Here is a 22,629-nt window from a genome sequence, read left to right on the forward strand (position 1 = left end):
CTCGGTGGACGGGCGCGGCAGCCGTGCGGCCTGGCCCGGCCGGCGGGAGACGCGGTCTCCACCGGCCCACCCTTCGGGCCCAGGAACCGTACGACCGAGGGTCTTCTCCGGGCCCAGCGGCTCACCACAGGTAGCCCAACCCCGCTCAAGGCCTGATGACCGCCATTCGAGGCTGGGCCGGACCTGGCCGCCGGACGAGGCTGGGCCGGGCCTGGCGAACGGACGGAGCACAGCCACCGGGCTCGGTGGACGGGCGCGGCAGCCGTGCGGCCTGGCCCGGCCGGCGGGAGACGCGGTCTCCACCGGCCCACCCTTCGGGCCCAGGAACCGTACGACCGGGGGGCTTCTCCGGGCCCAGCGGCTCACCACAGGTAGCCCAACCCCGCTCAAGGCCTGATGACCGCCATTCGGGTCACCGTCATTTCCTCGATCGCGAATCTGGGGCCCTCGCGGCCGATGCCCGAGTCCTTGACGCCGCCGTAGGGGGCGATGTCGCTGCGGTAGCCGGGGACTTCGTTCACCACCACGCCGCCCACCTCCAGGCGTTCCACGGCCTCCAGCGCGGCCCGCAGACCGTTGGTGTAGACGGCGGCGTGCAGGCCGTAGCGGCTCGCGTTGACGAGGTCGTACGCGGAGTCCAGGTCCGGCACCGCGCGCAGGCAGACGACCGGACCGAAGACCTCCTCGTCCCAGGCGGGTTCGCCGTCGGGGACGTCGGCGAGCAGCGTCGGGACGACGCACCGGCCGCCCGAGTCACGGACTCCCCCGGCAACCAGCCGAGCACCCGCCGCCCGCGCGCGTTCGACCCACTCCAGGACCCGCTCCGTCGCCGTCTCGTCGATGAGCACCGACACCCGGGTCCCGGCGTCCCGTGGGTCACCGACCACCACGTCCGGCAGCCGCCCGGCGAGCCGCTTCTCGAACTCCTCCGCGACCGCATCCACCACGATCACCCGCTGCACGGAGATGCAGGCCTGCCCCGATGCGTAGAACCCGCCCCGCACGACCGCGTCGGCCGCCGCGTCGAGATCGGCGTCCGCGGCCACCACGAGCGCCGCGTTGGAGCCGAGTTCGAGGACGACTTTGCGGGGCGCCGCGTCCCGGGCGATGCGGTGGCCGACGGCCGCGGACCCGGTGAAGGAGACCGCGGCGACCTCCGGATGCGTGGTCAGCGTACGGCCGACCTCCGCGTCCCCCGTGACGAGTTGCACCGATCCGGCGGGCGCGCCCGCGGCCACGAGCTGCTCCCGTACGAGGTGGACCAGCCGCAGGGTGGCGAGCGGTGTCGCCGGGGCGGGCTTGACGATCACCGGGCAGCCCGCGGCGAGCGCCGGTGCGATCTTGTGGGAGGCGAGAAGCACCGGGTAGTTGAAGCCCGCGATGCCGACCACCACGCCGACGGGCCGCCTCGTCCAGTATCCGAAGAGGCCCTCGCCGGAGGGCTGCAGGTCCAGCGGCACGGTCTCGCCGTGAAGATGGGCCACCTCGTCGGCGGCGGACTGCCACGTGGCCACCGCCCGCGACATCTCGACCCGGCAGTCGACCATCGGCTTCCCGGTCTCCAGGACGAGGAGGTCCACCAGTTCCGGCACCGCTTCGGCCAGCGCCTCGGCCACCCCGGCGAGCACCCGACGCCGCGTGCCTGCGGGCAGCCCGGCGACCCGCACGCGTACCGCGGCGGCATGTTCGACGGCCCGTGCCGCGAGGTCCGCGTCACCGATCGGCGCCGTGCCGATCGCACGGCCGTCGTACGGGAAGCGGACGGGGCCGCTGCCGGACGCCTTCACCCAGCCGTCCCCGATGGGCAGCCCTTCGGGGCAGGTCATCGCCCACCTCCGCTGGTGTCGTTCAGGAACGCGTGCGCGGCGGCGGCGTACACCCGCGCGTACTCGACGATCTCGTGCACCTCGACGTACTCGTCCTTCTGGTGCGCGATCCACTTCCCGCCGGGTCCGTAGACGACGGTCGGCAGGCCGGCGTCGCGGGTGAGGATGGTTCCGTCCGTTGTGCCGGGCACCGACCCGAACGGCGGTGAGATGCCGTGCACTTGGCGGTGCCCCTCGACGAGCGCGGTCACGACGGGGTGATCGTCGGGGATCTCGACGGCGGGCCGGTCGTCGACCACGGTCAGCCCGACGCCCACCCCCACGGTCCCGGCCGCCTCGACCGCGAACTTCCTTACCTGCTCGATGAGTTCGATGTGGTCGGTGCCGGGAATCGTGCGGACGTCGATGCCCACGAGCCCATGTGCGGGGATGACGTTGAGCTGGTCGGGGTCTCCGCCGTGCAGGACGGTCGGCGTGACCGTCACGCTCCCGGCGTGCGGGTGGGTGCCGTACCGCTGCTGGGCCCAGTCCTGCACCTGGGCGAGCGCTTCGACGATGCGCGCCCCGGCGACGATCGGGCTCTTGGCCTCCTGCGGCATGGCGCCGTGGGCCATGACCCCGTCGAGATCGAGCCGGAGCCGGATGCCGCCACGGGCCGAGGTGCACACCTCGTATCCCTCGGGCTCGCAGATGATGACCCCGTCCACCTCGCGCGCGAGCGGGGTGGCGGCGAAGGCCTTCGCGCCGAGCATCAGCCCTTCCTCGTCGCACAGCACGCCGATGACGACGCGGCCCGGGAAGGGGCCGGCCAGTTGCAGGGCCCGCACCGCGTAGATCATCGCCGCGACGCCGGACTTCATGTCGGCGGAGCCGCGCCCCCACAGTCTGCCGTCGCGGATCTCCGCCCCGTAGGGGTCGACGCTCCAGTCCCCCGGGGCTCCCTCCGTGACGACGTCGATGTGCCCCTCGAACATCAGGGTCGGCCCGTCGCCGCCTCCGCCCTCGATGACGGCGACGGTGTTGGGGCGTCCCGGCGCGACCTCCACCACGTCGTAGGTCCAGCCGAACTCGGTGAAGAGCCCGGCGACGAGGTCGGCCGCGGGCTGCTCCACCACGGTGGCCCCGGCCGCGTTGACGGTACGCAGACGGACCAGGTCTTGCGTGAAGGCGACGACGGCCTCGGAGTCGATGACGGCCTCGGAGTCGACGGCTGGGCCGGAGTGACGTGCGCCGAGGTGACGTGAGCTGGTGTCACGTGAGCTGGTGTGCATGGAACCTCCAAGTCGGCTCGCCACGAGGCCAGTCGACTGGTCAGACCAGTTGAGTTCCCGTACTCTGCCTCCACGTTCCCGGCCGGGTCAACCACCAGATCTTGGTTTTCCCGCGCCGGCATCGCGTGTCAGCTACGTACCGTGGAGGGGGCGGGCCGATGGCCGCCGACGACGCCGACCTGTTCCGGCCGGTCACACCGGTCCGCGCCTATCAGCGGGTGGCCGAGCAGATCGAGGAGCGCATCCTCAGCGGTGATCTGCCGCCCGGGTCCCGGCTGCCCGCCGAGCGCGAGCTGGTCAACCGCTTCGGAGTGGGCCGCTCCACCGTGCGCGAGGCGCTGCGTGTCCTGCAGTCGACGGGCCTGATCCGCTCCCGCCCCGGCGACCCGCTGGGCGCCGAGGTGCTCGGCGTTTCGCCCGACAACCTCAGCCAGGCCCTGGGCCGGCTGACGCGCTCCAGCGTGGCGACGCTCGGTGAACTGGTGCAGTTCCGGATGGTGTTGGACGCGGAGAGCAATCGTCTGGCGGCCCGCCTGCACGGCGCGGAGGATCTCGCCCGGATGCGTGAACAGATCACCCGCATGGAAGCGCTCAGCCGTGGCGGCGCGGTCTCCCTGCACGCGTTCAGCGAGGCGGACGCGCTCTTCCACCGGGCGATCGCCGAGGCGAGCGGCAACTCTCTCCTGGGCCTGTGCGCACGCGCCGTGCACGAGGCCGTGGTGGAGGTCATCGAGAAGAAGATCGCGGGGGTCACGGACACCACGGCCTGGATGGAGCGCTCCATAGCCCACCACCGCGAGGTCCTGGCGGCGATCACCGCGGGGGACGGACCGCTCGCCGCGCGCCTGGGCCGTACGGCTCTGCACGAGTACTACGCGGAGCATGTGGAGCCGGAGGCGCGGGAGTTGCTGGCGGCGTCGGTCGAGGACCACTGAGCTGACGGCGCCGCCTCCTGGTCAGCCGCCCGTCACCCCCGGAACCCCGAAGCCGGTCCGAGCCGCCCCTCAAGCTGCCCGAGCAACTCCCCGAGCAGCGAGCTGAGTTGCGCCTGCCCGTCCTGGTCGATCCCGGCAAGGACAATGGTCTCGTACGCGAGCTGGTCGGGCAGGATCGAGTCGACCAGGTCGCGGCCCGCGTCGGTCAGGCCGACGTGCGAGACACGGCGGTCACGGGTGTCGGCACGCCGGTCGACCAGGTCCCGCTCCTGGAGCTGCTTGAGCCGCTTGGTGACGGCGGCCCCCGAGGAGAAGGTCTCGCGGGCCAATTCGCCCGGGGTCAGCTCGTGCCCGGTCCGACGCAACGCGCCGAGAAGGTCGAACTCGGGCCGGGTCAGCCCCACACGACGCAAGGGCGCGTCCTCGGCCTGCTGCAGCAGAGCCGCACACCGATTGATACGCCCGATGACCTCCATCGGCCCGGTATCAACATCAGGCCGCACAACCTGCCACTGCCGAACGACGGCGGCGACGGTGTCGCGGGGGGTGTCGGCGCCGCCCCCTCCCCCAGCCGGGGGACCCGTCTCCCCCGCCACGTCCCCTTTGCCTTCGTTTCTCATGTGCCCCGTCCTCGGCCTTTCGTCCTGCCCGGCACTTCATGCTCGTACGTGTTCGCCCTGCTTCGTGCCGCGTACCGTCGCCGCGAGCGTACGGTGTCCGGCCTGCTCGGCGATCATCACCCGCTGGTCCGGCAGGGCGCGCTGCCACCACTCGCCCGCCGCCGCGTCATGCGCGGTCCGCAGGTCCACCAGCGCGGCGGTCAGGTCGCGGCGCGCCGGGCGCAGAGTGGCGGGGGCGGGGGCCGCCAGTGCCTGTTCGGCGCGGGTACGGGCCCGGTCCGTGGCGTCTATGGCCCGTTCTATGTGGTCGGCGGCGCGCCGGTTGGTGACGGCCATCGCCGCGACGATGCCGAGCAGCGCGCCGACGAACGTGTCCACGACCCGGTCGAGAATCAGCCCCCCAGGTTGCTGGAACCGGGCGAACTCGGTGACCAGCAGCGCCATCGGCGTGACGCACACGCTGCCGAGCCAGTAGTTGCGGCCGATCAGCGCCTCCGCCCCGAAGGCGAGCGCCAGGCAGCAGACGATCAGGGCGGCGTGATTGAGGTGGGCCAGTGGGGCGATCGCGGCGAACGCGAGTACCCCGACGAGGTTGCCCACCACGCGCTGCACCCCCCTGTTCCAGGTGAGCGTGACATTGGCCTGGTAGAGCGACGCCGCCGTGACCAGCGCCCAGTAGGGGCGGCCGACCCCCAGGGCCAGCGACGCGTACCCCGCGAGCCCGCAGCCGACCGCCGTGCGCAGCGCGATGGGCAGCAGCGGCGATCCGGGGCCCAGCCGTCGCCACAGGGAGACCTTGGCCACCTCTGCCGCCAACTCCACGTCCACGCCCAGGAGTTCGTCGTCCTCGTCGGTCCGTACGCCACCGGGACGCGGCACGGCGCCCGTGCCGCGTAGACCCGCCGCCCAGGAACGCAACCGCTCGGGGTCCGCCGTCGACGGCGCCGCCAGGGCGTCCTCGGCCCGGATGACCAGGCGCTCCAGGGCGCGCCGGGCCGCAGTGCGGGCACCAGTGGCGAGCAGGGACTGCCAGGCCGCGTGGACGGCCGCGGCCGCCGCGGGGCGGGCCCGCTCGCGGCCGGGGCCCGAGGCCTCGGCGTACGCGGCGGCCGCCCGCAGGGCCCGCGCGGTGGCCCGGCGCTCGGGGCCGTGCGGCCGCACCAGGGCGGGGGCCATGCCGACCAGCCAGGCCACGGCGCCCGCGCCGAGCGTCAGGGCGAGGTGGCCGGGGACCTGCCCGATGGACTGCGGCGCGAACAGCGTGGCGGAGCTGATGAACGTGAAGATGAGGTGCCCGGGCGGGCCGATATGGGTCGCGTCGCACAGTGTCTTCTGCGCGGCGGCCAGCAGCGCCCCGACCGCCACAAGCACCGCCGCCGACGCGGTGAGCGAGGCGGCGACCATCGCGATGCCGACACTGGCGAGCATGCCGACGACGACCCCGGCGAGGGCCCGGGCCCGCGCGGCGTAGGGGAGGTTGTGGGTGTAGAGCGCGCAGAACGACCCGGCCATCGTGTACATGACGAGATCGAGGCGGCCGATGGCGAGGAGCGTCAGATTTGGTATCGCGGTGGCGACGACCACGCTCGACGCGGGCTTGAACCAGATGTCGGACGGCTTGCCCGGACGCAGCACACCGGCGAGCGGGAGTCGACGCACACCAGAGGGGCCGGAGGGACGGGACTCGCGGGAGGGGCGAGAGGGGCGGGGCGAATGTGGTGGTGCACTGCTCATACTTAGAACGTTAGCAAGTGTTTTACTCGAAAATGATCCACGTCGGACGTCTCCTTCGTCACGCCGCGTCCGCCCCCTCCGCGCTCCCCGCGTACACCCATGCGCTCGCGTACGACTCGCCGTGCGAGGGCATCGACCCCAGGGACACCGTCGATGGGGAGGTGCGCGGTGCACGGACCGGCGCAGGCGGGCTGGCTGCTCGTCGTGCTGTGCGCGGCGACCGGGTCCTACTGCCTGCTGCGGATGCGCAGCAGGATCGAGGCTCAGCGCCGGGCCGCCGGCGGTGAGGCGCTCATGGGGTTCGGGATGGCCCTGATGGCCCTGCCCGCGGCCGTGCTCACCCCACCGCGGTGGGCCTGGCTGGGATACGCGGCGGTGTTCGGCGCGGCAGCGCTCCGCGCGCTCTGGGCGGCCCGCCGAAATCGCCACCACCTTCATCATCTGGTCGGCGCGTGCGCCATGGTCTACATGGCGGTGGCCATGGCCGCGACGCCCACCGCGCACGCGGGCCACGGCGGCGGGGGCGCCCCGGCGCTCACGGGGGCGCTGCTGCTCTACTTCGCCGGGTACGTGCTGTGGTCGGGCGCCCGCCTGCTGCCCGTACCCACGCTCGTGGCGACGGAAGGCGGAGGCACCGGCCCGGTCGTGGGGTGGGGCGACCGCACCGAACTGGCGATGGTGTGCCGACTGTCCATGGGGATCGCCATGATCGCGATGCTCCTGACGCTGTAGGCCGCCGCGGGACCCCGGGCGGGAGAAGGCGGGAGGAGAGTCCGGCGACCGTATGGGGTGATACCCCGCGAACAGCCGTGGCGTGCGTCACTTGAGGCGATGGGCCATACCCTCCGACAGCGCCGCCCTCATAGTCTTGACACATGTTGCTCCCCGTTGCGCTGTTGCTGCTGGGCGCCCTCGCCGCCGTCGTCGCCCCGCGCCTCATCGCACGCGCCGACTGGCCGGAGCGCGAACCGGTGGTCGCGCTGTGGGCGTGGCAGTGCGTCGTGGCGGGTGTGCTCTTGTGCTGCGCCCTGTCCATGACCCTGAGCGCCGCCGCGGCGTGGCAGGCGGTGCGCGGCCACGTCTTCGCCCCCGCGCCGCACGGCGTGGTCGACGCGTACGCCCTCGGGGCGGGCGGCTCCTGGGCTCCCGCGACGGCCGTGGCACTGGCCCTCGGCGGCGTGTGGACCGCCGCGATGCTGACCCGCGAGATCGTCCGGGCCCGCGCGAGGCGCCGCAAGGGACGCACCGAACTCCGCCTGCGCGCACCGCTGTTGCCCGGCGAGGAGCCCGGCGCCGACCGTCTGGTCGTCCTGGAGGGTGAGCGCCCCGACGCCTGGTGGCTGCCGGGCGCCGCTCCCCAACTGGTGATCACCACTGCGGCGTTGCAGCGCCTGAAGGGCCGTCAGCTGGATGCCGTGCTCGCCCATGAGCAAGGGCACGCGCAGGCACGGCACGACTGGCTCCTGCACTGCTCGGGCGCGCTGGCCACGGGGTTCCCGCAGGTGCCGGTCTTCGCCGCGTTCCGGGACGAGATGCACCGCCTGGTCGAACTGGCCGCCGACGACGTGGCCTCGCGGCGCTTCGGGCGTCTGACGATCGCCCTCGCGCTGGTCGAGCTCAACGAAGACCGGGGCGTGTTCGGCCCCTGCCCGACCCCGCAGGCCCACGTGCCGCAGCGGGTGCACCGGCTGCTGTCCGCGCGGCCACGGCTCACCGCGGGTCGGCGGCTGCGGCTGACGGCCGCCGCGGCGCTCGTGCCGGTGGTCCCGCTCCTGGTGACGTTCGTGCCGGGGCTGCGCGCGCTGGGGTGATGGCCTGCCGCCGGAGGCCGAGGAAGCCGGGACGCACCCCACGGGACACCACCCCGGGATGGCCCCCGGTACCGCCCGTCGGGGAGGATCTCTCCATGCACCCCGCTGCCCCCCTCGACTCGCCGCCCGGTCCGCCCCGCCCCCGCAGGCCCCGCGCCCCGCTCGTCACCGCGCTCCTGAGCGTGCTTTCGCTCCTGCTGATCCTCCTGGTCGAGCTGGAGTGGGGCCCGCTCGGCACCCTCGACGGTGACATCGCGCGCACCATGCACCGCTGGGCCGTCGCGCACGACGGCGTCACCCAGGCCAGCCGCATCCTGACCGACTGGGTGTGGGACCCATGGACGATGCGCCTGCTGATCACCGTGACCGTGCTGTGGCTCCTCTACCGCCGGGAGAACCGCCCGGCCGTGTGGCTCGCGGTCACCTGCGCGGTGGGCACCCTGGTGCAGCAGGGCCTCAAGGCCGCGGTCGACAAGCCGCGCCCGAGCTGGCCCGACCCGGTGGACTCCGCACACTTCGCGGCGTTCCCCTCGGGCCACGCCATGACGGCGACGGTCGTCTGCGGGCTGCTCCTGTGGCTGCTGCGCATGTACGGCGTCGGAGCCGCCGTGTGGCGCACGGCCGTCGTGATCGCCGCGGTCTCCGTGCTCGGGGTCGGCGTGACCCGCGTCTGGAACGGCGTGCACTGGCCGTCGGACGTCGCCGGCGGCTGGCTGCTCGGCACCTTGATGGTGACCCTCGCGATCGCCACCTACGCCCGCCGCCCGGCCACCCGCACCCCCGGGACCAGCTAGGCCCATTCTGACGGATCTCCGTGGGAGAAGGAGCGGTGTTCGGTGCGTGCGCTGGGCGTGCGGTGTGAAGGGTCATGTGGCGGAGCCACCTGTCCCTTTTCGCCGTGCGGCGAGGACGGGGGTCCCCCCGCGCCCTTGAGGCGTGGGGGAGTGCCGGGCGTCGCGACGCCACGGAGATCCGTCAGAAGGGGCCCAGCCCCGCCAGCCGAGTCCCTCCAACACCCCCGGCGCAAAGCACACTTGACCACCCCTCCGCCCGTCCCGGAGGATCCCTGGCATGACGATCAAGGGCGCGCTCTTCGATTTCTCCGGGACCCTGTTCCGCATCGAGTCCACCGGGTCCTGGCTGCGGGCGGTGCTCCGGGAGGCCGGACTGCCGCTGCCCGCGGCCGAGTTCGAGCGGCTGGCGGAGGGTCTTGAGCGCGCCGGTGCGCAGCCGGGCGGGGCGCGGCCCGACCGCGTACCCGAACGGCTGGCCGAGCTGTGGGCCCAGCGCGACCGCAGCGCCGCTCAGCACCGCGCCGCGTTCACCGGCCTCTCACGCGAGGTCCGGCTGCCCGATCCGCTCCTGCACGACGCCCTGTACGACCGCCATATGCGGCCGGAGGCCTGGCGCCCCTACGCGGATGCGGCCGAGGTGCTCACCGGGCTCCGCGAGCGGGGCATCCGCGTCGCGGTGATCAGCAACATCGGGTGGGACCTGCGCCCCGTCTTCCGCGCCCACGGCCTGGACCCCTACATCGACGCGTACACCCTGTCGTACGAGCACGAGATCCAGAAGCCCGACCCACGCCTCTTCGCCCGCGCCTGCGAAACGCTCGGCGTCGATCCCGCGGACGCGCTGATGGTCGGCGACGACCGGCATGCGGACGCCGGCGCCACCGCACTCGGCTGCGCCGTCCACTTCGTGAACCCTCTGCCCGTGGACCGGCGGCCGGACGGACTGCGCCCCGTCCTCGGTCTCGTCGACGGGGGCTGAGATGTCGCGGGCCTCGAAGGCTTCGCAGTGCCGGCCGTCAGGGTGCGGGGCGCCTCATGACCGGTAGCCCTCGACCTGGGCCGCGGGGCGGGCCCGCGCCTCGTCCGGGTTCTCGCCGAACTCCGCCTTCGCGCGCCGCTGACGCAGCAGGTCCCAGCAGCGGTCGAGTTCACGCTCCAGCGCGCCGAGCCTCGCGCGCTCCGTCGCCTCGTCGATCGCGCCCGCCGCGAGGGACTCCCGCAGCGTCCGCTCGTCGTCGACCATCGACGAGATCCGGGACAGAATCTGCTCTTGATCCATCTCAGTACGCCTCCTCGGCCCCCCGGCCCACTGTAAGGAGGGTTCGGCCGATCGGCACCTGTGAGCAGGCAACACTCCCCCGCGGTGTTGCCTGCCCCAGGTCGCACCGGACCATGAGACGACCACTGAGGGTCTTGGTCCGCGACACGCTGAGTATACTGGCTCTCAGCCAGTCAACGCAGGAGTTACAGGATGTCCCCGCGTAGCGCATCGGTCAATGAAGAGTTGCGAAGGCGTTCCAGGGAACGGCTCCTGCAGGCCACGGTCGACCTGGTGAGCGAGCGCGGGTACGAGGCGACGACACTCGGCGACATCGCGGACCGCGCGGGCTCGGCCCGCGGCCTGGTGTCGTACTACTTCCCCGGAAAGCGCCAGCTCCTGCAGTCGGCGGTGCACCGGCTGATGCACCGCACGCTCCGGGACGCCCTCGAACGGGAGCCGCGGTCGGCGGACGGCGACGAACTCCTGGCCCGCGCCATCGACGCGATCCTGGGCCTGGCCCGCGACCAGCCCCTCCTCATGCGCACGCACATGGCGGGGATCCTCCAGGCGGACGGATTCGTGCGCTGCCCCGAGCAGCAGCACCTCGCCGAACTGCTCCGCGACACCGTCGTACGCCATGGCTCGCCCGACGTGGACACCGACTATCCGCTGCTGCGCGCCCTGCTGATGGGCGCGGTCTTCGCGGTGCTGCTTCCGGGGGCGCCGATGCCTCCGTCCGCGCTGCGGGCCGAGCTCTTCCAGCGGTACGGGCTTGACTGGGAGCTCGGGGTCCCGCCGGGCGAAGAGCCGCCCGGCGGGACACATGCACGGGTCGCCGATCAGGCCGTCGAGGAGACACGGTCTCCTCAACGGTCCACGCAACGCTCCACGCGCCGGTCCGGTCAGTCGAAGTAGTCCGGCTGGGTCTGGACGTTGAGCTCACGGAGGCGGACCCGCTCGGCGGGATCCGTCCGCTTGTCGTCGATCTTCAGGACGTCGAAGCCCTTGGCGATGTCGTTCGAGTACACGTAGCCGTTGTAGTAGTACGCCGACCACGAGCCGCCGGTCTGGATCGCGTCGGTGCTGAGGGGACCGCGCTCGAAGTAGCCGATCTCCTTCGGCTTCGACGCGTTGGTGAAGTCCCAGACGGAGACGCCGCCCTGGTACCAGGCCTGGACCATCAGGTCCTTGCCCTTGACCGGGATCACCGAGCCGTTGTGAGCCACGCAGTTCTCGGTCGTGGCCTGGTGACGCGGGATCTTGTAGTAGCTCTTGAAGACGAGCTTGCGGTGATCGCCCTTGCCCTTGACCTCGTAGATGCCGTTGGCGCCGCGCTCCGGGCCCGTGGCCGCGTCGCAGGTGGCAGCGCCACCGCCGCCCAGCTCATCGGTGAAGACGATCTTGTCGGCCCGCTGGTTGAAGGTCGCCGAGTGCCAGAACGCGAAGTTCTTGTTGTCCTGGACCTGGTCGATGACCTTGGGCTTCTCGGGGTTCTTGATGGAGAAGAGGATGCCGTCGCCCATGCAGGCGCCCGCCGCCAGGTCCTTGGAAGGCAGCACGGTGATGTCGTGGCAGCCGGTGGTCTTGGAGACGCCCGGGTTGGTGGGCCCGCCCGGGTTACCGCCGCCGTCGGGGCCTTCACCCGGGAAGAGCACGGGGAAGTCGACGACCGCCGCCTTCTGCGGAGCCTTGCGAGGCACCTTGATGATGGAGATGCCGTCGTGCGGGGGCTGGCAGTCCGGGAACGTCGCGCTCGGCGAGTACGAGGAGACGTACACGTAGACGTTCCGCTTTTCCGGCACCAGGGTGTGCGTGTGCGAGCCGCAGGCGGTCTCGACGGCGGAGACGTACCTCGGGTTCGACTTGTCGCTGATGTCGAAGACCTTCATGCCCTCCCACGAGGACTTCTCCGTCGCGGGCTGCGAGGTGCTGCTGCAGGAGTTGTCGCTGCGCGAGGAGTCGGTGGAGAGGAAGAGCAGGTTCCCGGAGACGGAGATGTCGTTCTGCGAACCGGGGCACAGGACCTGGGAGACGGTCCGCGGCTTCTTCGGGTTGCTGATGTCGAAGATGCGGAAGCCGTCGTAGTTTCCTGCGAAGGCGTACTTCCCCTGGAATGCGAGGTCGGAGTTGGTGCCCGGCAGCGCGTCCTTGGGGATGTTGGCGACGTGCTTGATGTTGGCCGAGTGCACGATCTCGTCGGGCGCGGGTATCTTGCCGCTCTTGACGGCTGCCCTCGCTTCGGCGGCGTCGCTCTTCGACACGCTCTTGGGCGCGGCCGGCGAGTCGCCCGGGTCGGGCGTCGCTCCGGCGGGCGCCGCGCTGAACAGCGCGGCAATCAGACCGAGCGCGGCCGCCCCGACGCCGAAGCGTCTGTGCCGTGTTCGGGGGTTGTTCAGGGTCACTGCGTCCTCCCTAGTCGCCCTGGTCGCCGTTCGTAGTTGAACGGTTCACGGACACCCCGCAGTATCGTGCTCATCATGCACAGATCAACAGATGGCAACGCATCTGTAATGAAAGTTTTTGATCTCTCACGCACGTAAGCGTGCTAGGACGGTCCCCAACTCCCCCGCGTGCCACAGGAGGCAGCCGTGCACCACCGTCGTACGCCCGTCGTCGCCGTGTTCCTCACGGCCGCCGTTCTGGCGCTCGGCGCCTGCGATTCAGGAGGCTCCGACTCCGGTTCCGAACCGGGGAAGAAGGCGGCCCCCGGCCCCTCGGTGATCGCTCCCGGCAAACCGGGCGAGAGCGCCGAGACGATGTCCGCCGAGGACGCGGCCAAGAAGAGAGCCGACGACGACACTCCCAACTCGGCGGACTTCACCTACACCCAGATGATGATCACGCATCATGCCCAGGCGCTCAAGATGACCGAACTCGCCCCGAAACGCGCCGAGTCCACGAAGGTCAAGCGCCTCGCCGACCGCATCTCGGCGGCTCAGCGCCCCGAAATAGGCGCGATGAAGGGCTGGTTGAAGAACCACGGTGGCGCGAGGAAGCAGCCCGGTCACGACCACGGCACGATGCCGGGCATGGCCACCGAGGGGCAGCTGAAGCAGTTGCGCGCGGCGAAGGGCAAGACGTTCGACGAGCTGTTCCTGAAGCTGATGATCACGCACCACAACGGCGCGGTCACGATGGCCACGGATGTCCTCTCCGACGGCAACAACATCCTGGTCGAGGAAATGGCGAACGACGTGATCGCGCAGCAGACGACGGAGATCGGCCGGATGCGCAAGATGTGAGGCGCGGGGTGACTGCCGTGCGGTGTCAGGTGCGGCTTCGGGCGGCGGCGTCCCGTTCGTCGTGCGGCTCGTGGTCGCGTCGCGGCAGCAGGAGCGGCGTGGCGAGGATGAGGACCCCGGCGATCCCGACCGCGGTACGCGGCCCCGTGACGGCGGCCAGCAGACCCCACAGGCCCGTCATGGCCGCGATGGACATCTTGCTGGTGACCGACCACGCGGACAAGGTACGGGCGACGCGGTCCGCCGGGGTGTGGTCCAGGCGGTAGGTGGCGAACACAGGGTTGAACACGCCCGAGCACAGGATCAGGCCGAACTCGACGACGATGACTAGCACGAGCCCGGCGACACCGGGGCCGATGAAGGCGAGGCCGATGAGCCAGCACGCCCGCAGCGTGCCCGCGGTGCGCAGGACCCGGTGCCGCCCGAACCGCTCGACGAGCCGCCCCGCGAGCCGCGAACCGATCAGTCCGCCGACGCAGGGCGCGGCGAAGGCCAGGCCGTACTGCCAGGGCGCGAAGCCGAGCTCGCCGACCATCAGGACGATCAGGAGGGGTGATGTCGCCATGATCAGGCCGTTGTTCAGCACCGTGTTGAAGAACAGCGGGCGCAGCACGGGACCCGCCAGGATGTGACGCCACCCGTCGAGCAGGTCGCCCGCCCGGAAGCCCGTCGCCCGCCCGGTGCGTACGGGGTGCGGCTCCTTGCCGCCGATGGCGCGGACCCCGAGGGCCGAGAGCAGGTAGCTGACCGCGTCCGCCACCACCGTCATCACCGGGCCGAAGAGACCGATCGCGGCTCCGCCGAGCGGCGGCCCGAGCATCAGGGCGGTCCAACTCGTGGACTCCAGGCGGCCGTTCGCGACGAGCAGCTGGTCCGGCCGTACGAGCGCCTTGAGGCAGGCGCCGCTCGCCGCACCGAACGCGATGTCGGCCGCGCCCACAACGACCGCCACGAGCAGGAGCTGGCCGAAGCCGAGCAGGCCGAGCGCGTACGCGGCGGGGATGCTGAGCAGCGCGACGCACCGGACCAGGTCCATCGCGACCATCACCGCCCGCTTGCGGCGGAACTCCACCCACGGCCCGAGCGGCACCGCCACCACCGCGCCCACCGCGAACCCCGCCGCCGCGAGGACCGACACCTCCGTCGGACCTGCGTCCAGGGCCAGGATCGCGATCAGGGGGAACGCGTCGAACGCGAGCCGGGTGCCGAACGCGCTGACCGTGTAGGCCGCCCACAGCCATCCGAACCGGCGCCCGAGGGCTCGCCTGGCCTCCATGCCCGGTGCCACCCCTCGCCTCGCGCTCGACCCGCCCACTTCGACCTGCGGCATCAAATACGGCGACGGGCCCGCAGGTCAAACCACCGTCAGGGGTCGCTCAGCGGCGGTTGTGGCGTGCGGGCAGCGCGCCCGCGTCCCGGGCGGACGCGATGAGCTTGAGGGACCTGCGGCGGCTGCGGCCTGTCGCGCGCATCACCGCTAGGACGGGATCACGTCCCTCGGCCTGCGCCGCGCGGTACTCCTGAGCCGCCATCAGTCGCCCCTGCCGTCCGCGCGGCCAGGCCGGGCGCGCGCGTCGTACGGGGGGCGGGTCCTCGGGGACGGGGTCGCCCGGTCGCGGCGGTTCGACGTGCAGGCCCTCCAAGGTGATGCGCCCCTCGGTCACCACGGCCCGCGCGTCGACCGCGACCCCGTCACCGAAGGTCAGCCGTACGTGGAAGGAGGGGCATGAGGGCGGCACAGCAGTACTCGGTCGAAAGTGATCAGAAACGCCAAGAAAGGAGCTCTCAAGCACAATCAAAAGGTAGCCGTGCGATCGCATTAGGTCACGAACGGCACGCAGGGCCCGCGGCGACCGGCTTCCGAGCGGGAGGCCCGGATCGATGCCCGGATCGACGCGCCCCTCACGGCGTCTCCCCCTTCACGCACGGGGGTGCGATGCTGAAGTCACCCCCCGAGGCCGCCTCGCGGAAGGAGCACCGCCGTGCTGCAGGTCGCCGTCGTCGGATCGGGCCCGAGCGGGGTCTACACCGCGCAGTCCCTCGTCCAGCAAGATCTCGTGCCAGGGGTGCGCGTCGATGTCATCGACCGGCTCCCCTGCCCGTACGGCCTCGTCCGTTACGGTGTCGCGCCCGACCACGAGAAGATCAAGTCCCTGCAGAACAACTTGCGTACGGTTCTCGAAGACGACCGGGTCCGCTTCCTCGGCGGCGTCGAGATCGGCCCCGGCGGCTTCCCCACAGCACGGCTGCTCGACCTGTACCACGCGGTGGTCTACTGCGTGGGCGCCGCGGCCGACCGGCGGCTGGGCGTGCCGGGCGAGGATCTGCCGGGCAGCCACTCGGCCACGGAGTTCGTGTCCTGGTACAGCGCGCACCCGGACGCGACGACCGACGGTTTCATCGCGGGCGTCGAGTCCGCCGTGGTCATCGGCGTCGGGAACGTCGCGGTGGACGTCGCCCGGATGCTGGCGCGCGGCGTGTCGGAGCTGCGGCCCACCGACATGCCCCAGGCGGCGCTCGGCGTCCTTGCCGGGAGCCGGGTGCGCGAGGTCCACATGGTGGGGCGGCGCGGCCCCTCGCAGGCCCGCTTCACCACCAAGGAGCTGCGCGAGCTCGGCTCGCTCCCGGACACCGAAGTGATCGTGGATCCCGCGGAGTTGGCTCTCGATCCGGCGTACGCCGACCCCTCCGGCCTGCCCGCGGTGGGCCGCCGCAACGTAGAGGTGATGCGCGGCTGGGCCGAGCGCCCGGCGCAGCACCTGCCGCGCAGCATCCGGCTCCGGTTCTTCCTGCGTCCGGTGGCCGTGACGGAGGCGGCGGGGCGTGTCGGCGGGGTGCGGTTCGAGCGGACGCTGCCGGACGGCCGCGGCGGGGTGACGGGTTCGGGGCTGTACGAGGACATCGCGGGGCAACTGGTCCTGCGCTCGGTCGGCTATCGCGGGGTGCCCATCGACGGGCTGCCTTTCGACGCCGGGCTCGGCACGGTGCCGCATGCGGCGGGGCGAGTGCTGCGGGAGGGCGCCGCGTCCCCCGGCGAGTACGTGGCGGGGTGGATCAAGCGGGGGCCGACGGGCGTGATCGGGACCAACCGCCCGTGCGCCAAGGAGACGGTGCTCTCACTGCTCGCGGACGCCCCGGCCCTCGTACGCAAAGGGGTGCCCGAGGATCCGCTGCCGGCGCTCCGCGAGGCCGGCCTGCGCCCCGTCGAGTGGCAGGGCTGGCTGGGGATCGAGCGGGCGGAGGCGGAGCTTGGCGCGGCACTCGGCCGCGGGCCGGTGAAGATCCCGGACTGGGCGGGGCTCCTTGCCGCTGCGAGGGGCGACTGGGCGGGACGTTGACTGCGGGCCGGTGGGGGCTGATCGCGCCCACGCGGCGGAGCCGCACATGTCACAGCCCCGCGCCCCTTACGGGGCGCTCGCGCGTTCCGCCTGCGCCCTGGCTGCCGTAAGGACGCTCTCCAGCAAGCCCGGGAACAGTGCGTCCAGGTCCTCTCGGCGCAAGCCGTTCAGCTTGGCCGTGCCGCGGTAGATCTGTTGGATCACGCCGCTCTCGCGCAGCACCCTGAAGTGGTGCGTGCTCGTGGACTTGGTGACGGGCAGGTCGATCTGTGAGCACGAGAGCCCGTCGAGGCCCGGCTCGCACCCGGCGAGCTGCCGCACGACCCGCAGGCGCATCGGGTCCGACAGCGCGTGGAGCACACCCTCGAGCCGGATCTCCGCACGCGTCGGATGATCGAGCGCACGGCTGCTGAGGGGTGCGGCGGTCGTCATGACGGCTCCACTTCGTCGGGGCTACTCGTCCGGGCTCGGCTCACGTCGGGGCTGCACGCCCTCTCGAAGGCTCCATAGTACGAGAGTCATCGTAGTTTGACATCTGCCGTACTACGAGGTCTATCGTACGAGCCGTACCCAAGTCCATGACGAATGGAGTCCGCCGTGAGCGCGCTGTTCGAGCCCTACACCCTGCGATCGCTGACCGTCCCCAACCGTGTGTGGATGGCGCCGATGTGCCAGTACTCGGCCGAGGTGTTCGGGCCGAACGCGGGTGTGGCCACCGACTGGCACTTCGCCCACTACGGGGCACGCGCCACCGGCGGCACCGGCCTGATCCTCGTCGAGGCGACCGCCGTGAGTCCCGAGGGCCGCATCAGCCCCGCGGACCTCGGCATATGGAACGACACGCAGGTCGAGGCGCTGCGCCGCATCACCGGCTTCCTGAAGACGCAGGGCACCACGCCGGGCATCCAGCTCGCCCACGCGGGCCGCAAGGCCTCCACCGACCGCCCCTGGAAGGGCGGCGGACCCGTCGGCCAGGACGAGCACGGCTGGCAGCCGGTGGCGCCCAGCGCGCTCCCCTTCGACGAGGGCCACCACCTGCCGCACGAACTCACCACGGAGGAGATCAGCGGCGTCGTCGGCCAGTTCGCCGACGCGGCCCGGCGCGCGCTGGACGCGGGCTTCCAGGTGGTCGAGATCCACGGCGCCCACGGCTACCTCATCGGCGAGTTCCTCTCGCCGTTCAGCAATCACCGCACGGACGAGTACGGCGGCTCCTTCGCGAACCGCTCCCGGCTCGCCCTGGAGGTCGTCGACGCGGTCCGCGCCGTGTGGCCCGAGGAACTGCCCCTCTTCTTCCGGATCTCCGCGACCGACTGGCTGACGGAGAACCCCGAGGACGAGCGGGAGGGCTGGACGGCCGACGACACCGTCCGGCTCGCCAAGGAACTGCACGCCCACGGCGTGGACCTCCTGGACGTCTCCACCGGCGGCAACGCCCCGAGGGCGCGCATCCAGGCGGGCCCCGGCTATCAGGTCCCGTTCGCGGCGCGGGTGAAGGCGGAGACCTCGCTGCCCGTGGCGGCCGTCGGCATGATCACCGACCCCGCGCAGGCCGAGAAGATCCTCGCCAACGGTGAGGCGGACGCCGTGCTCCTGGGCCGCGAGCTCCTGCGCAACCCCTCCTGGGCCCGCCACGCGGCGAACGAGCTCGGCGGCGATGTCGCCACGCCCCAGCAGTACCACCGCATGGTGTGAGCCCTGCGGCACGCCGCCGCCTCCCGCCCCTCCACCCTTGGCCAAGGGTGGGGACTGGGGTCATCCCTAGGTGACACCCCGAAGCGGCGGCCGGTCCGGGGTTCGTACCGTGGCGCTGTCGCGATGTGTCACGGTTCGGGGCCTGTACCGGCCCTCGGGAGGACGTTGTGCGCTACGTCATCGAGGTGTTCCGCTCCCCCGGGGGCGTGCACGGCAATGTGGTGGGCGAGAGCCGCGAGGAAGGGGACACGGGCCACCGCACGCAGTTCCACGGCTGGCTCGAACTGCTCTCGCTGCTCGAACCGCCCGGGGACGCCGCGTCCCCGGAGACCGGAGAAGGCGCGTGCGCGGCGGGGGACGACTCCTGTGGCGCCTGATGCCGCCTCGCGTGAACCGGCTCGTCGGGTGTGGCGAATCCACTTGTACCGAGAACGGTTCCGGCATCATCGTGGACGCTCAGGGCCACGCGCCCGGCACGGTTCGCCGGCACATTCCAGGCGTCCGTACCGGGTGCCGACATGTGGGGGCGGTGATGACGTCCGGCGACATACTGAACGGCCATGTCCACGCACCGGCGCCCCATGAGGCCTTCTCCGGTCGTACACGCGAACTCGCCGCGCTTCAGGAGGAGTTCCGTCAGGCGCGCGAAGGTGCGCCGCGGCTCGTCCTGATCGACGGGCCCGGCGGCATCGGCAAGTCGGCGCTGGTGCGCAGGTTCCTGGACACGGCGGGCGATGCCTGCGTGCTCCAGGCCAGCGGCGAGGAGAACGAGAGCGCGCTGCCCTGCGGGGTGCTCGCCCAGTTCGTCGGGCAGAGCCCCAACCCGCTGCCGGACAGCCTGGGTTCGCTGATCCGCACGCCCCGCTCGGCGCCCGGCACCCTGCCACCGCTCGCCGCGGGATTCGGGCTGCTCGACCTGCTGAGCGAACTGCAGGACAAGGGCCCCGTCATCCTGGTGCTCGACGACGCCCACTGGGCCGACTCGGCGTCGCTGAACGCGCTGACATTCGCGCTGCGGCGGCTGCGTGTCGACAAGGTCCTCGCGATCGTGACGGCGCGGGACCCGCAGGCCCCGCAACTACCCGAAGGAATACGCCGGTTGCTGGCCGACGTGCGCACCCGGCGTATCCCGCTGCACGGACTCAGCCCGGACGAACTGGGCTCCCTCAGCGCGCAGATGGGCAGCAACCGGCTGCCGCACTCCGCGTCCGTACGCCTGCGGGACCACACGCACGGCAATCCGCTGCACGCCCGCGCTCTCCTGGACCAGGTGCCCGCGCACGTCCTGCGGGACGTGACCACACCGCTGCCCGCGCCGCGTTCGTACGCCATGCTGGTGCTCGCCAACCTCGCGGAGTGCGGGTCCCAGGCGCTGCGCCTCGTCCAGGCCGTCAGCGTGCTCGGGCTCTCCTGCCCGCTGAGCGTGGCCGCCGCCCTGGCCCGTGTCACCACGCCGCTGCCCGCGCTCGAACGAGCCGTCAAGGCGGGGTTGTTGAAGGAGACATATCCGGGCGCCGCACCCGAGATCGCCTTCCCGCACCCCCTCGTCCATGCCGCGGTCTACCAGGACATCGGCCCCGCCCACCGCGCCGATCTGCACACCCGGGCCGCCGCCCTGGTCGACGACGAGTACGCGAGCCTGCGCCACCGGGTGCTCGCCGCAACGGGCCCGGACGAGCATCTGGCCGCCGCCCTCGCCGCCTGCGCGCGGCGCGAGGCGGCCACCGGCCAGTGGGCGGTGGCCGGCACCCATCTGCGGCACGCCTCACGGGTGGCGACGACCGACCTGGAGCGCGACCGGCTCGCCGTGGAGGCGGTCGAGGCGCTGCTGCTCGACGGCCGGGTGCACGAGTCCGCCGAGCTCGCGGCGGGACTGCCGTCCGGCGCCGACCCGGCGCTGCGCGGTTACGTACGCGGCTATGTGGCACGCGTCCAGGGCCGCATGGAGCAGGCCCAGACCCTGCTCGTGGACGCCTGGAAACAGTGCGACCACGAGAGCGACCCCTCGCTGGCGGCGCGCGCCGCGGAGCAGTTGAGCTACGCCGCCGTGATGCGCGGGCGCTCATCCGACGCCGCCCAGTGGGCTGAGCGTGCCCAGCGGCTCTCCACCCTCCAGGGGCCGAGCCGGATGCTGCGCTTCAACCATCTCCTCGCGCTGGGTCTCAGCGGGTCCGCCAAGAAGGCCATCGAACTCGCCGGCGACCTTCCCGATCCGCTGCTCGTGCCGTCGTCGGACATCGATCTGCTGCTGGCGCGCGGTCAGTTGCGGCTCTGGTCGGACGACCTCCTCGGCGCACGAGCCGACTTGCTCGGCGCGGTGGCCAACTGCCGCAGGGGCACGGTGCCGTTGCGGTTGCTCTCGGCCTCCGCGCTCGCGCAGACCCTGCACCGGCTCGGCGACTGGGACGAGGCGCTGATCCACGCCGAGGCGTCCGCCTCGATCGCCGACGACAGCGAGCAGTCGTGGCTCAAGCCCGTCACCCACGCCATCGCCAGCTGGATCCTCTCGGCACGCGGCTCATGGGACCGCGCATCGGCACACCTGCGTCTCGCCCTGGACGCGCCGGGCTGCGACGAGAGCGCCCTCGCCTACGCGTACGCGGCGTCGGCGCACGGGGCCTACGCCGAGGCCCGCGCGGAGCCGGAGCGCGTCGTCGAGGCGCTGCGGCCGCTCCTGGACTTCGCCTCGCACGACGGGGTGAACGAACCGGGCGTGGTGTCCTGGCGTGAGCTGCTCGTCGACGCGCTGATCCAGCTCGGCGACCTCGACGAGGCACAGGCGGTCCTGCTGCCCTACGAGGAGCGGGCGCAGGCGCGCGGGCAGCACGGGGCGCTGTCCACCGCGGCCCGGGTGCGCGGGAATCTGCACGCGGCGCGCCGGGAGACGGACCGCGCCCAGGCGGCGTTCCTGCGCGCGCACGACCAGGCGGCGCAGCTGCCCTCCCCGTTCGGCCGCGCCCGTGTCCAGCTCGACCACGGGGCGTTCCTGCGCAGGATCGGCCGCCGCTCGGTCGCCGTGGCCCAGCTCCAGGCGGCGTACACGACGATGAACGAACTGGAAGCCGGCCCCTATCTGGCGCGCTGCGAAAGGGAGTTGGACGCCTGCGGGCGGGCGGCTCCGCCGCGGCCCGCGCACGATCCGGCGGACGTCGACTCCGCCGCCGAAGGCCTCACCCCGCAGGAACTGGCCGTCGCGCGCCTCGCATCGCAGGGTTTCACCAACCGGCAGATCGCCACCGCGCTCGCGCTGAGCGTCAAGACCATCGAGTACCACCTGGGCCACACCTATACGAAGCTCGGCATCACCTCGCGTATCGGTCTCGTCCAGCACTTCGCCCCCCAGGACCGGCGCACGTCGTCCTAGACCCGGCAGACCGGGCGCACCCCCCTGGCCGGAGCCCCGGCACACCGGGGTTATCCCTGGGCGGTTCCCTGAGGCACCCCTGCCCCTGCCCGGCGTAGTTTTTTGGCTGGTCAGGGGATGGGATGCACAACTGGGGGTGCACAGATGGCTGTCAAGGAATGTCCGGCGGTACGCGGCGACGCATCACCGGCCCTGCGTCTGCGGCTGCTGGGGGGATTTCATCTCAGCCGCGGCGAGGGTGACGGCGGCGGACAGGTCGACGTGCCCGCCGGCGGACAGCAGCTGCTGGCCCTCCTCGGGCTGCGGGGTCCCGCGACACGTTCGGTGCTCGCGGGCACCCTGGAGAGCACCCGGATCGATCCGCCGCGCGAGAGCGCGCACCGCGCGGTCGTGACGGTGCACCTCGCCGAGAACAGCCTCGGGGAGGCGGTACGCCACTCCAAGGCGTTCCGCGGGCTGCTCCACGCGGAGCTCGGCATCGAACCCTCCGAGCAGTTCCGCACGATGGTGCGGCGGGGGTTCCACGAAAACGGGTGACGTGCCACCACGTCACCGCCGGCCTGTCTGTCCGTGCGCGCTCGGGGGTGCACGGGCCGCGGGCCGGCCAACCCGCCCCTGGCGGGCGCGGTGGGGGGAGCGGGCGGAAGGGCACCAACAGTTCCTCCCAAAACGGCACGGGGGGGGCGAGAGCGGAAGGGGGAGGCGGTCCCAGTGGCGGGCCCCACAAGAGGAGACTCC

General features: G+C 72.2%; 21 protein-coding genes. 12 read left to right on the plus strand and 9 right to left on the minus strand.

Annotated elements, in window-relative coordinates; genetic code table 11:
• Window positions 1-386: 386 nt before the first annotated feature.
• The gene (locus ACZ5U5_RS05000; protein WP_469016334.1) at window positions 387-1,826 is read right to left on the minus strand and encodes an aldehyde dehydrogenase family protein; all 1,440 of its coding nucleotides are present in this window, start codon (window positions 1,824-1,826) and stop codon (window positions 387-389) included.
• On the minus strand, window positions 1,823-3,097 hold the full coding sequence (locus ACZ5U5_RS05005; RefSeq protein WP_469016336.1) for a M20 family metallopeptidase: 1,275 nt from the start codon (window positions 3,095-3,097) through the stop codon (window positions 1,823-1,825). The genes ACZ5U5_RS05000 and ACZ5U5_RS05005 overlap by 4 nt, the downstream gene beginning before the upstream one ends.
• Window positions 3,098-3,255: 158 nt before the next feature.
• On the opposite strand from ACZ5U5_RS05005, the gene ACZ5U5_RS05010 reads away from it, so the two are divergent.
• Window positions 3,256-4,032 carry a FadR/GntR family transcriptional regulator gene (locus ACZ5U5_RS05010; RefSeq protein WP_469016338.1) on the plus strand — a complete coding sequence of 259 codons (777 nt, stop codon included), beginning with the start codon at window positions 3,256-3,258 and terminating at the stop codon, window positions 4,030-4,032.
• A 32-nt stretch (window positions 4,033-4,064) separates the two neighbouring features.
• Here ACZ5U5_RS05010 and ACZ5U5_RS05015 read toward each other — a convergent pair whose 3' ends face one another.
• Both ACZ5U5_RS05015 and ACZ5U5_RS05020 read right to left on the minus strand, forming a co-directional pair.
• Window positions 4,065-4,652, minus strand: a complete 588-nt coding sequence (locus tag ACZ5U5_RS05015) for a MarR family winged helix-turn-helix transcriptional regulator (protein WP_469016340.1) — start codon at window positions 4,650-4,652, stop codon at window positions 4,065-4,067.
• Between the two features lie 36 nt (window positions 4,653-4,688).
• A complete protein-coding gene (locus ACZ5U5_RS05020) occupies window positions 4,689-6,386 on the minus strand; it encodes an FUSC family protein (protein ID WP_469016342.1) in 1,698 nt (565 codons plus the stop codon).
• Window positions 6,387-6,554: 168 nt separating this feature from the next.
• Here ACZ5U5_RS05020 and ACZ5U5_RS05025 point away from each other — a divergent pair, with 168 nt between their 5' ends.
• The 4 genes from ACZ5U5_RS05025 to ACZ5U5_RS05040 all read left to right on the plus strand — a co-directional run bounded on the left by ACZ5U5_RS05025 (window position 6,555) and on the right by ACZ5U5_RS05040 (window position 9,970).
• Window positions 6,555-7,118 carry a DUF5134 domain-containing protein gene (locus tag ACZ5U5_RS05025; RefSeq protein ID WP_469016345.1) on the plus strand — a complete coding sequence of 188 codons (564 nt, stop codon included), beginning with the start codon at window positions 6,555-6,557 and terminating at the stop codon, window positions 7,116-7,118.
• A gap of 143 nt (window positions 7,119-7,261) precedes the next feature.
• Complete coding sequence (locus tag ACZ5U5_RS05030) at window positions 7,262-8,197, plus strand: M56 family metallopeptidase (RefSeq protein ID WP_469016347.1); 936 nt, start codon at window positions 7,262-7,264, stop codon at window positions 8,195-8,197.
• A gap of 95 nt (window positions 8,198-8,292) precedes the next feature.
• A complete protein-coding gene (locus ACZ5U5_RS05035) occupies window positions 8,293-8,991 on the plus strand; it encodes a phosphatase PAP2 family protein (protein WP_469016349.1) in 699 nt (232 codons plus the stop codon).
• 277 nt (window positions 8,992-9,268) lie between these two features.
• A complete protein-coding gene (locus ACZ5U5_RS05040; RefSeq protein WP_469016352.1) occupies window positions 9,269-9,970 on the plus strand; it encodes an HAD family hydrolase in 702 nt (233 codons plus the stop codon).
• Window positions 9,971-10,024: 54 nt separating this feature from the next.
• Here the strand turns inward: ACZ5U5_RS05040 and ACZ5U5_RS05045 are convergent, their stop codons facing one another.
• Complete coding sequence (locus ACZ5U5_RS05045; protein ID WP_469016354.1) at window positions 10,025-10,270, minus strand: DUF2630 family protein; 246 nt, start codon at window positions 10,268-10,270, stop codon at window positions 10,025-10,027.
• Between the two features lie 192 nt (window positions 10,271-10,462).
• Between ACZ5U5_RS05045 and ACZ5U5_RS05050 the strand changes: the two genes are divergently transcribed.
• Window positions 10,463-11,167 (plus strand): TetR/AcrR family transcriptional regulator, encoded by a 705-nt coding sequence (locus tag ACZ5U5_RS05050; RefSeq protein ID WP_469016357.1) that lies wholly within the window; start codon window positions 10,463-10,465, stop codon window positions 11,165-11,167.
• Here the strand turns inward: ACZ5U5_RS05050 and ACZ5U5_RS05055 are convergent.
• Window positions 11,155-12,654, minus strand: coding sequence for an LVIVD repeat-containing protein (locus ACZ5U5_RS05055; RefSeq protein WP_469016359.1), 1,500 nt, complete (start codon window positions 12,652-12,654; stop codon window positions 11,155-11,157). The two genes, ACZ5U5_RS05050 and ACZ5U5_RS05055, sit on opposite strands and share 13 nt — an antisense overlap.
• A 186-nt stretch (window positions 12,655-12,840) precedes the next feature.
• Between ACZ5U5_RS05055 and ACZ5U5_RS05060 the strand changes: the two genes are divergently transcribed.
• Window positions 12,841-13,494: a DUF305 domain-containing protein gene (locus tag ACZ5U5_RS05060; protein WP_469016361.1), complete on the plus strand. Its 654-nt coding sequence runs from the start codon at window positions 12,841-12,843 to the stop codon at window positions 13,492-13,494.
• Between the two features lie 25 nt (window positions 13,495-13,519).
• Here the strand turns inward: ACZ5U5_RS05060 and ACZ5U5_RS05065 are convergent, their stop codons facing one another.
• Window positions 13,520-14,770: an MFS transporter gene (locus ACZ5U5_RS05065; RefSeq protein WP_469016364.1), complete on the minus strand. Its 1,251-nt coding sequence runs from the start codon at window positions 14,768-14,770 to the stop codon at window positions 13,520-13,522.
• Window positions 14,771-14,870: 100 nt separating this feature from the next.
• Window positions 14,871-15,233, minus strand: a complete 363-nt coding sequence (locus tag ACZ5U5_RS05070) for a DUF6214 family protein (RefSeq protein WP_469016367.1) — start codon at window positions 15,231-15,233, stop codon at window positions 14,871-14,873.
• Between the two features lie 243 nt (window positions 15,234-15,476).
• Between ACZ5U5_RS05070 and ACZ5U5_RS05075 the strand changes: the two genes are divergently transcribed.
• Window positions 15,477-16,832 (plus strand): FAD-dependent oxidoreductase, encoded by a 1,356-nt coding sequence (locus ACZ5U5_RS05075; RefSeq protein ID WP_469016370.1) that lies wholly within the window; start codon window positions 15,477-15,479, stop codon window positions 16,830-16,832.
• Window positions 16,833-16,898: 66 nt separating this feature from the next.
• Here ACZ5U5_RS05075 and ACZ5U5_RS05080 read toward each other — a convergent pair whose 3' ends face one another.
• Window positions 16,899-17,264 carry an ArsR/SmtB family transcription factor gene (locus tag ACZ5U5_RS05080; RefSeq protein ID WP_469016372.1) on the minus strand — a complete coding sequence of 122 codons (366 nt, stop codon included), beginning with the start codon at window positions 17,262-17,264 and terminating at the stop codon, window positions 16,899-16,901.
• Between the two features lie 165 nt (window positions 17,265-17,429).
• On the opposite strand from ACZ5U5_RS05080, the gene ACZ5U5_RS05085 reads away from it, so the two are divergent.
• The 4 genes from ACZ5U5_RS05085 to ACZ5U5_RS05100 all read left to right on the plus strand — a co-directional run bounded on the left by ACZ5U5_RS05085 (window position 17,430) and on the right by ACZ5U5_RS05100 (window position 22,428).
• Window positions 17,430-18,527: an NADH:flavin oxidoreductase/NADH oxidase gene (locus tag ACZ5U5_RS05085; protein ID WP_469016375.1), complete on the plus strand. Its 1,098-nt coding sequence runs from the start codon at window positions 17,430-17,432 to the stop codon at window positions 18,525-18,527.
• Between the two features lie 167 nt (window positions 18,528-18,694).
• Complete coding sequence (locus ACZ5U5_RS05090) at window positions 18,695-18,904, plus strand: hypothetical protein (RefSeq protein WP_469016378.1); 210 nt, start codon at window positions 18,695-18,697, stop codon at window positions 18,902-18,904.
• 155 nt (window positions 18,905-19,059) lie between these two features.
• Window positions 19,060-21,891 carry a helix-turn-helix transcriptional regulator gene (locus tag ACZ5U5_RS05095; protein ID WP_469016381.1) on the plus strand — a complete coding sequence of 944 codons (2,832 nt, stop codon included), beginning with the start codon at window positions 19,060-19,062 and terminating at the stop codon, window positions 21,889-21,891.
• Window positions 21,892-22,035: 144 nt separating this feature from the next.
• Window positions 22,036-22,428, plus strand: coding sequence for a bacterial transcriptional activator domain-containing protein (locus ACZ5U5_RS05100; protein WP_469016383.1), 393 nt, complete (start codon window positions 22,036-22,038; stop codon window positions 22,426-22,428).
• Window positions 22,429-22,629 lie beyond the last annotated feature (201 nt).

It is taken from the genome of Streptomyces sp. NPDC033177 (assembly GCF_055577715.1).

Excerpts from the sequence above, each read along its gene's own strand:
- ACZ5U5_RS05000 (WP_469016334.1), bottom strand. The coding sequence starts at position 1,826 with ATGACCTGCCCCGAAGGGCTGCCCATCGGGGACGGCTGGGTGAAGGCG.
- ACZ5U5_RS05005 (WP_469016336.1), bottom strand. The coding sequence starts at position 3,097 with ATGCACACCAGCTCACGTGACACCAGCTCACGTCACCTCGGCGCACGT.
- ACZ5U5_RS05010 (WP_469016338.1), top strand. The coding sequence starts at position 3,256 with ATGGCCGCCGACGACGCCGACCTGTTCCGGCCGGTCACACCGGTCCGC.
- ACZ5U5_RS05015 (WP_469016340.1), bottom strand. The coding sequence starts at position 4,652 with ATGAGAAACGAAGGCAAAGGGGACGTGGCGGGGGAGACGGGTCCCCCG.
- ACZ5U5_RS05020 (WP_469016342.1), bottom strand. The coding sequence starts at position 6,386 with ATGAGCAGTGCACCACCACATTCGCCCCGCCCCTCTCGCCCCTCCCGC.
- ACZ5U5_RS05030 (WP_469016347.1), top strand. The coding sequence starts at position 7,262 with ATGTTGCTCCCCGTTGCGCTGTTGCTGCTGGGCGCCCTCGCCGCCGTC.
- ACZ5U5_RS05035 (WP_469016349.1), top strand. The coding sequence starts at position 8,293 with ATGCACCCCGCTGCCCCCCTCGACTCGCCGCCCGGTCCGCCCCGCCCC.
- ACZ5U5_RS05040 (WP_469016352.1), top strand. The coding sequence starts at position 9,269 with ATGACGATCAAGGGCGCGCTCTTCGATTTCTCCGGGACCCTGTTCCGC.
- ACZ5U5_RS05045 (WP_469016354.1), bottom strand. The coding sequence starts at position 10,270 with ATGGATCAAGAGCAGATTCTGTCCCGGATCTCGTCGATGGTCGACGAC.
- ACZ5U5_RS05050 (WP_469016357.1), top strand. The coding sequence starts at position 10,463 with ATGTCCCCGCGTAGCGCATCGGTCAATGAAGAGTTGCGAAGGCGTTCC.
- ACZ5U5_RS05065 (WP_469016364.1), bottom strand. The coding sequence starts at position 14,770 with ATGGAGGCCAGGCGAGCCCTCGGGCGCCGGTTCGGATGGCTGTGGGCG.
- ACZ5U5_RS05080 (WP_469016372.1), bottom strand. The coding sequence starts at position 17,264 with ATGACGACCGCCGCACCCCTCAGCAGCCGTGCGCTCGATCATCCGACG.
- ACZ5U5_RS05095 (WP_469016381.1), top strand. The coding sequence starts at position 19,060 with ATGACGTCCGGCGACATACTGAACGGCCATGTCCACGCACCGGCGCCC.
- ACZ5U5_RS05100 (WP_469016383.1), top strand. The coding sequence starts at position 22,036 with ATGGCTGTCAAGGAATGTCCGGCGGTACGCGGCGACGCATCACCGGCC.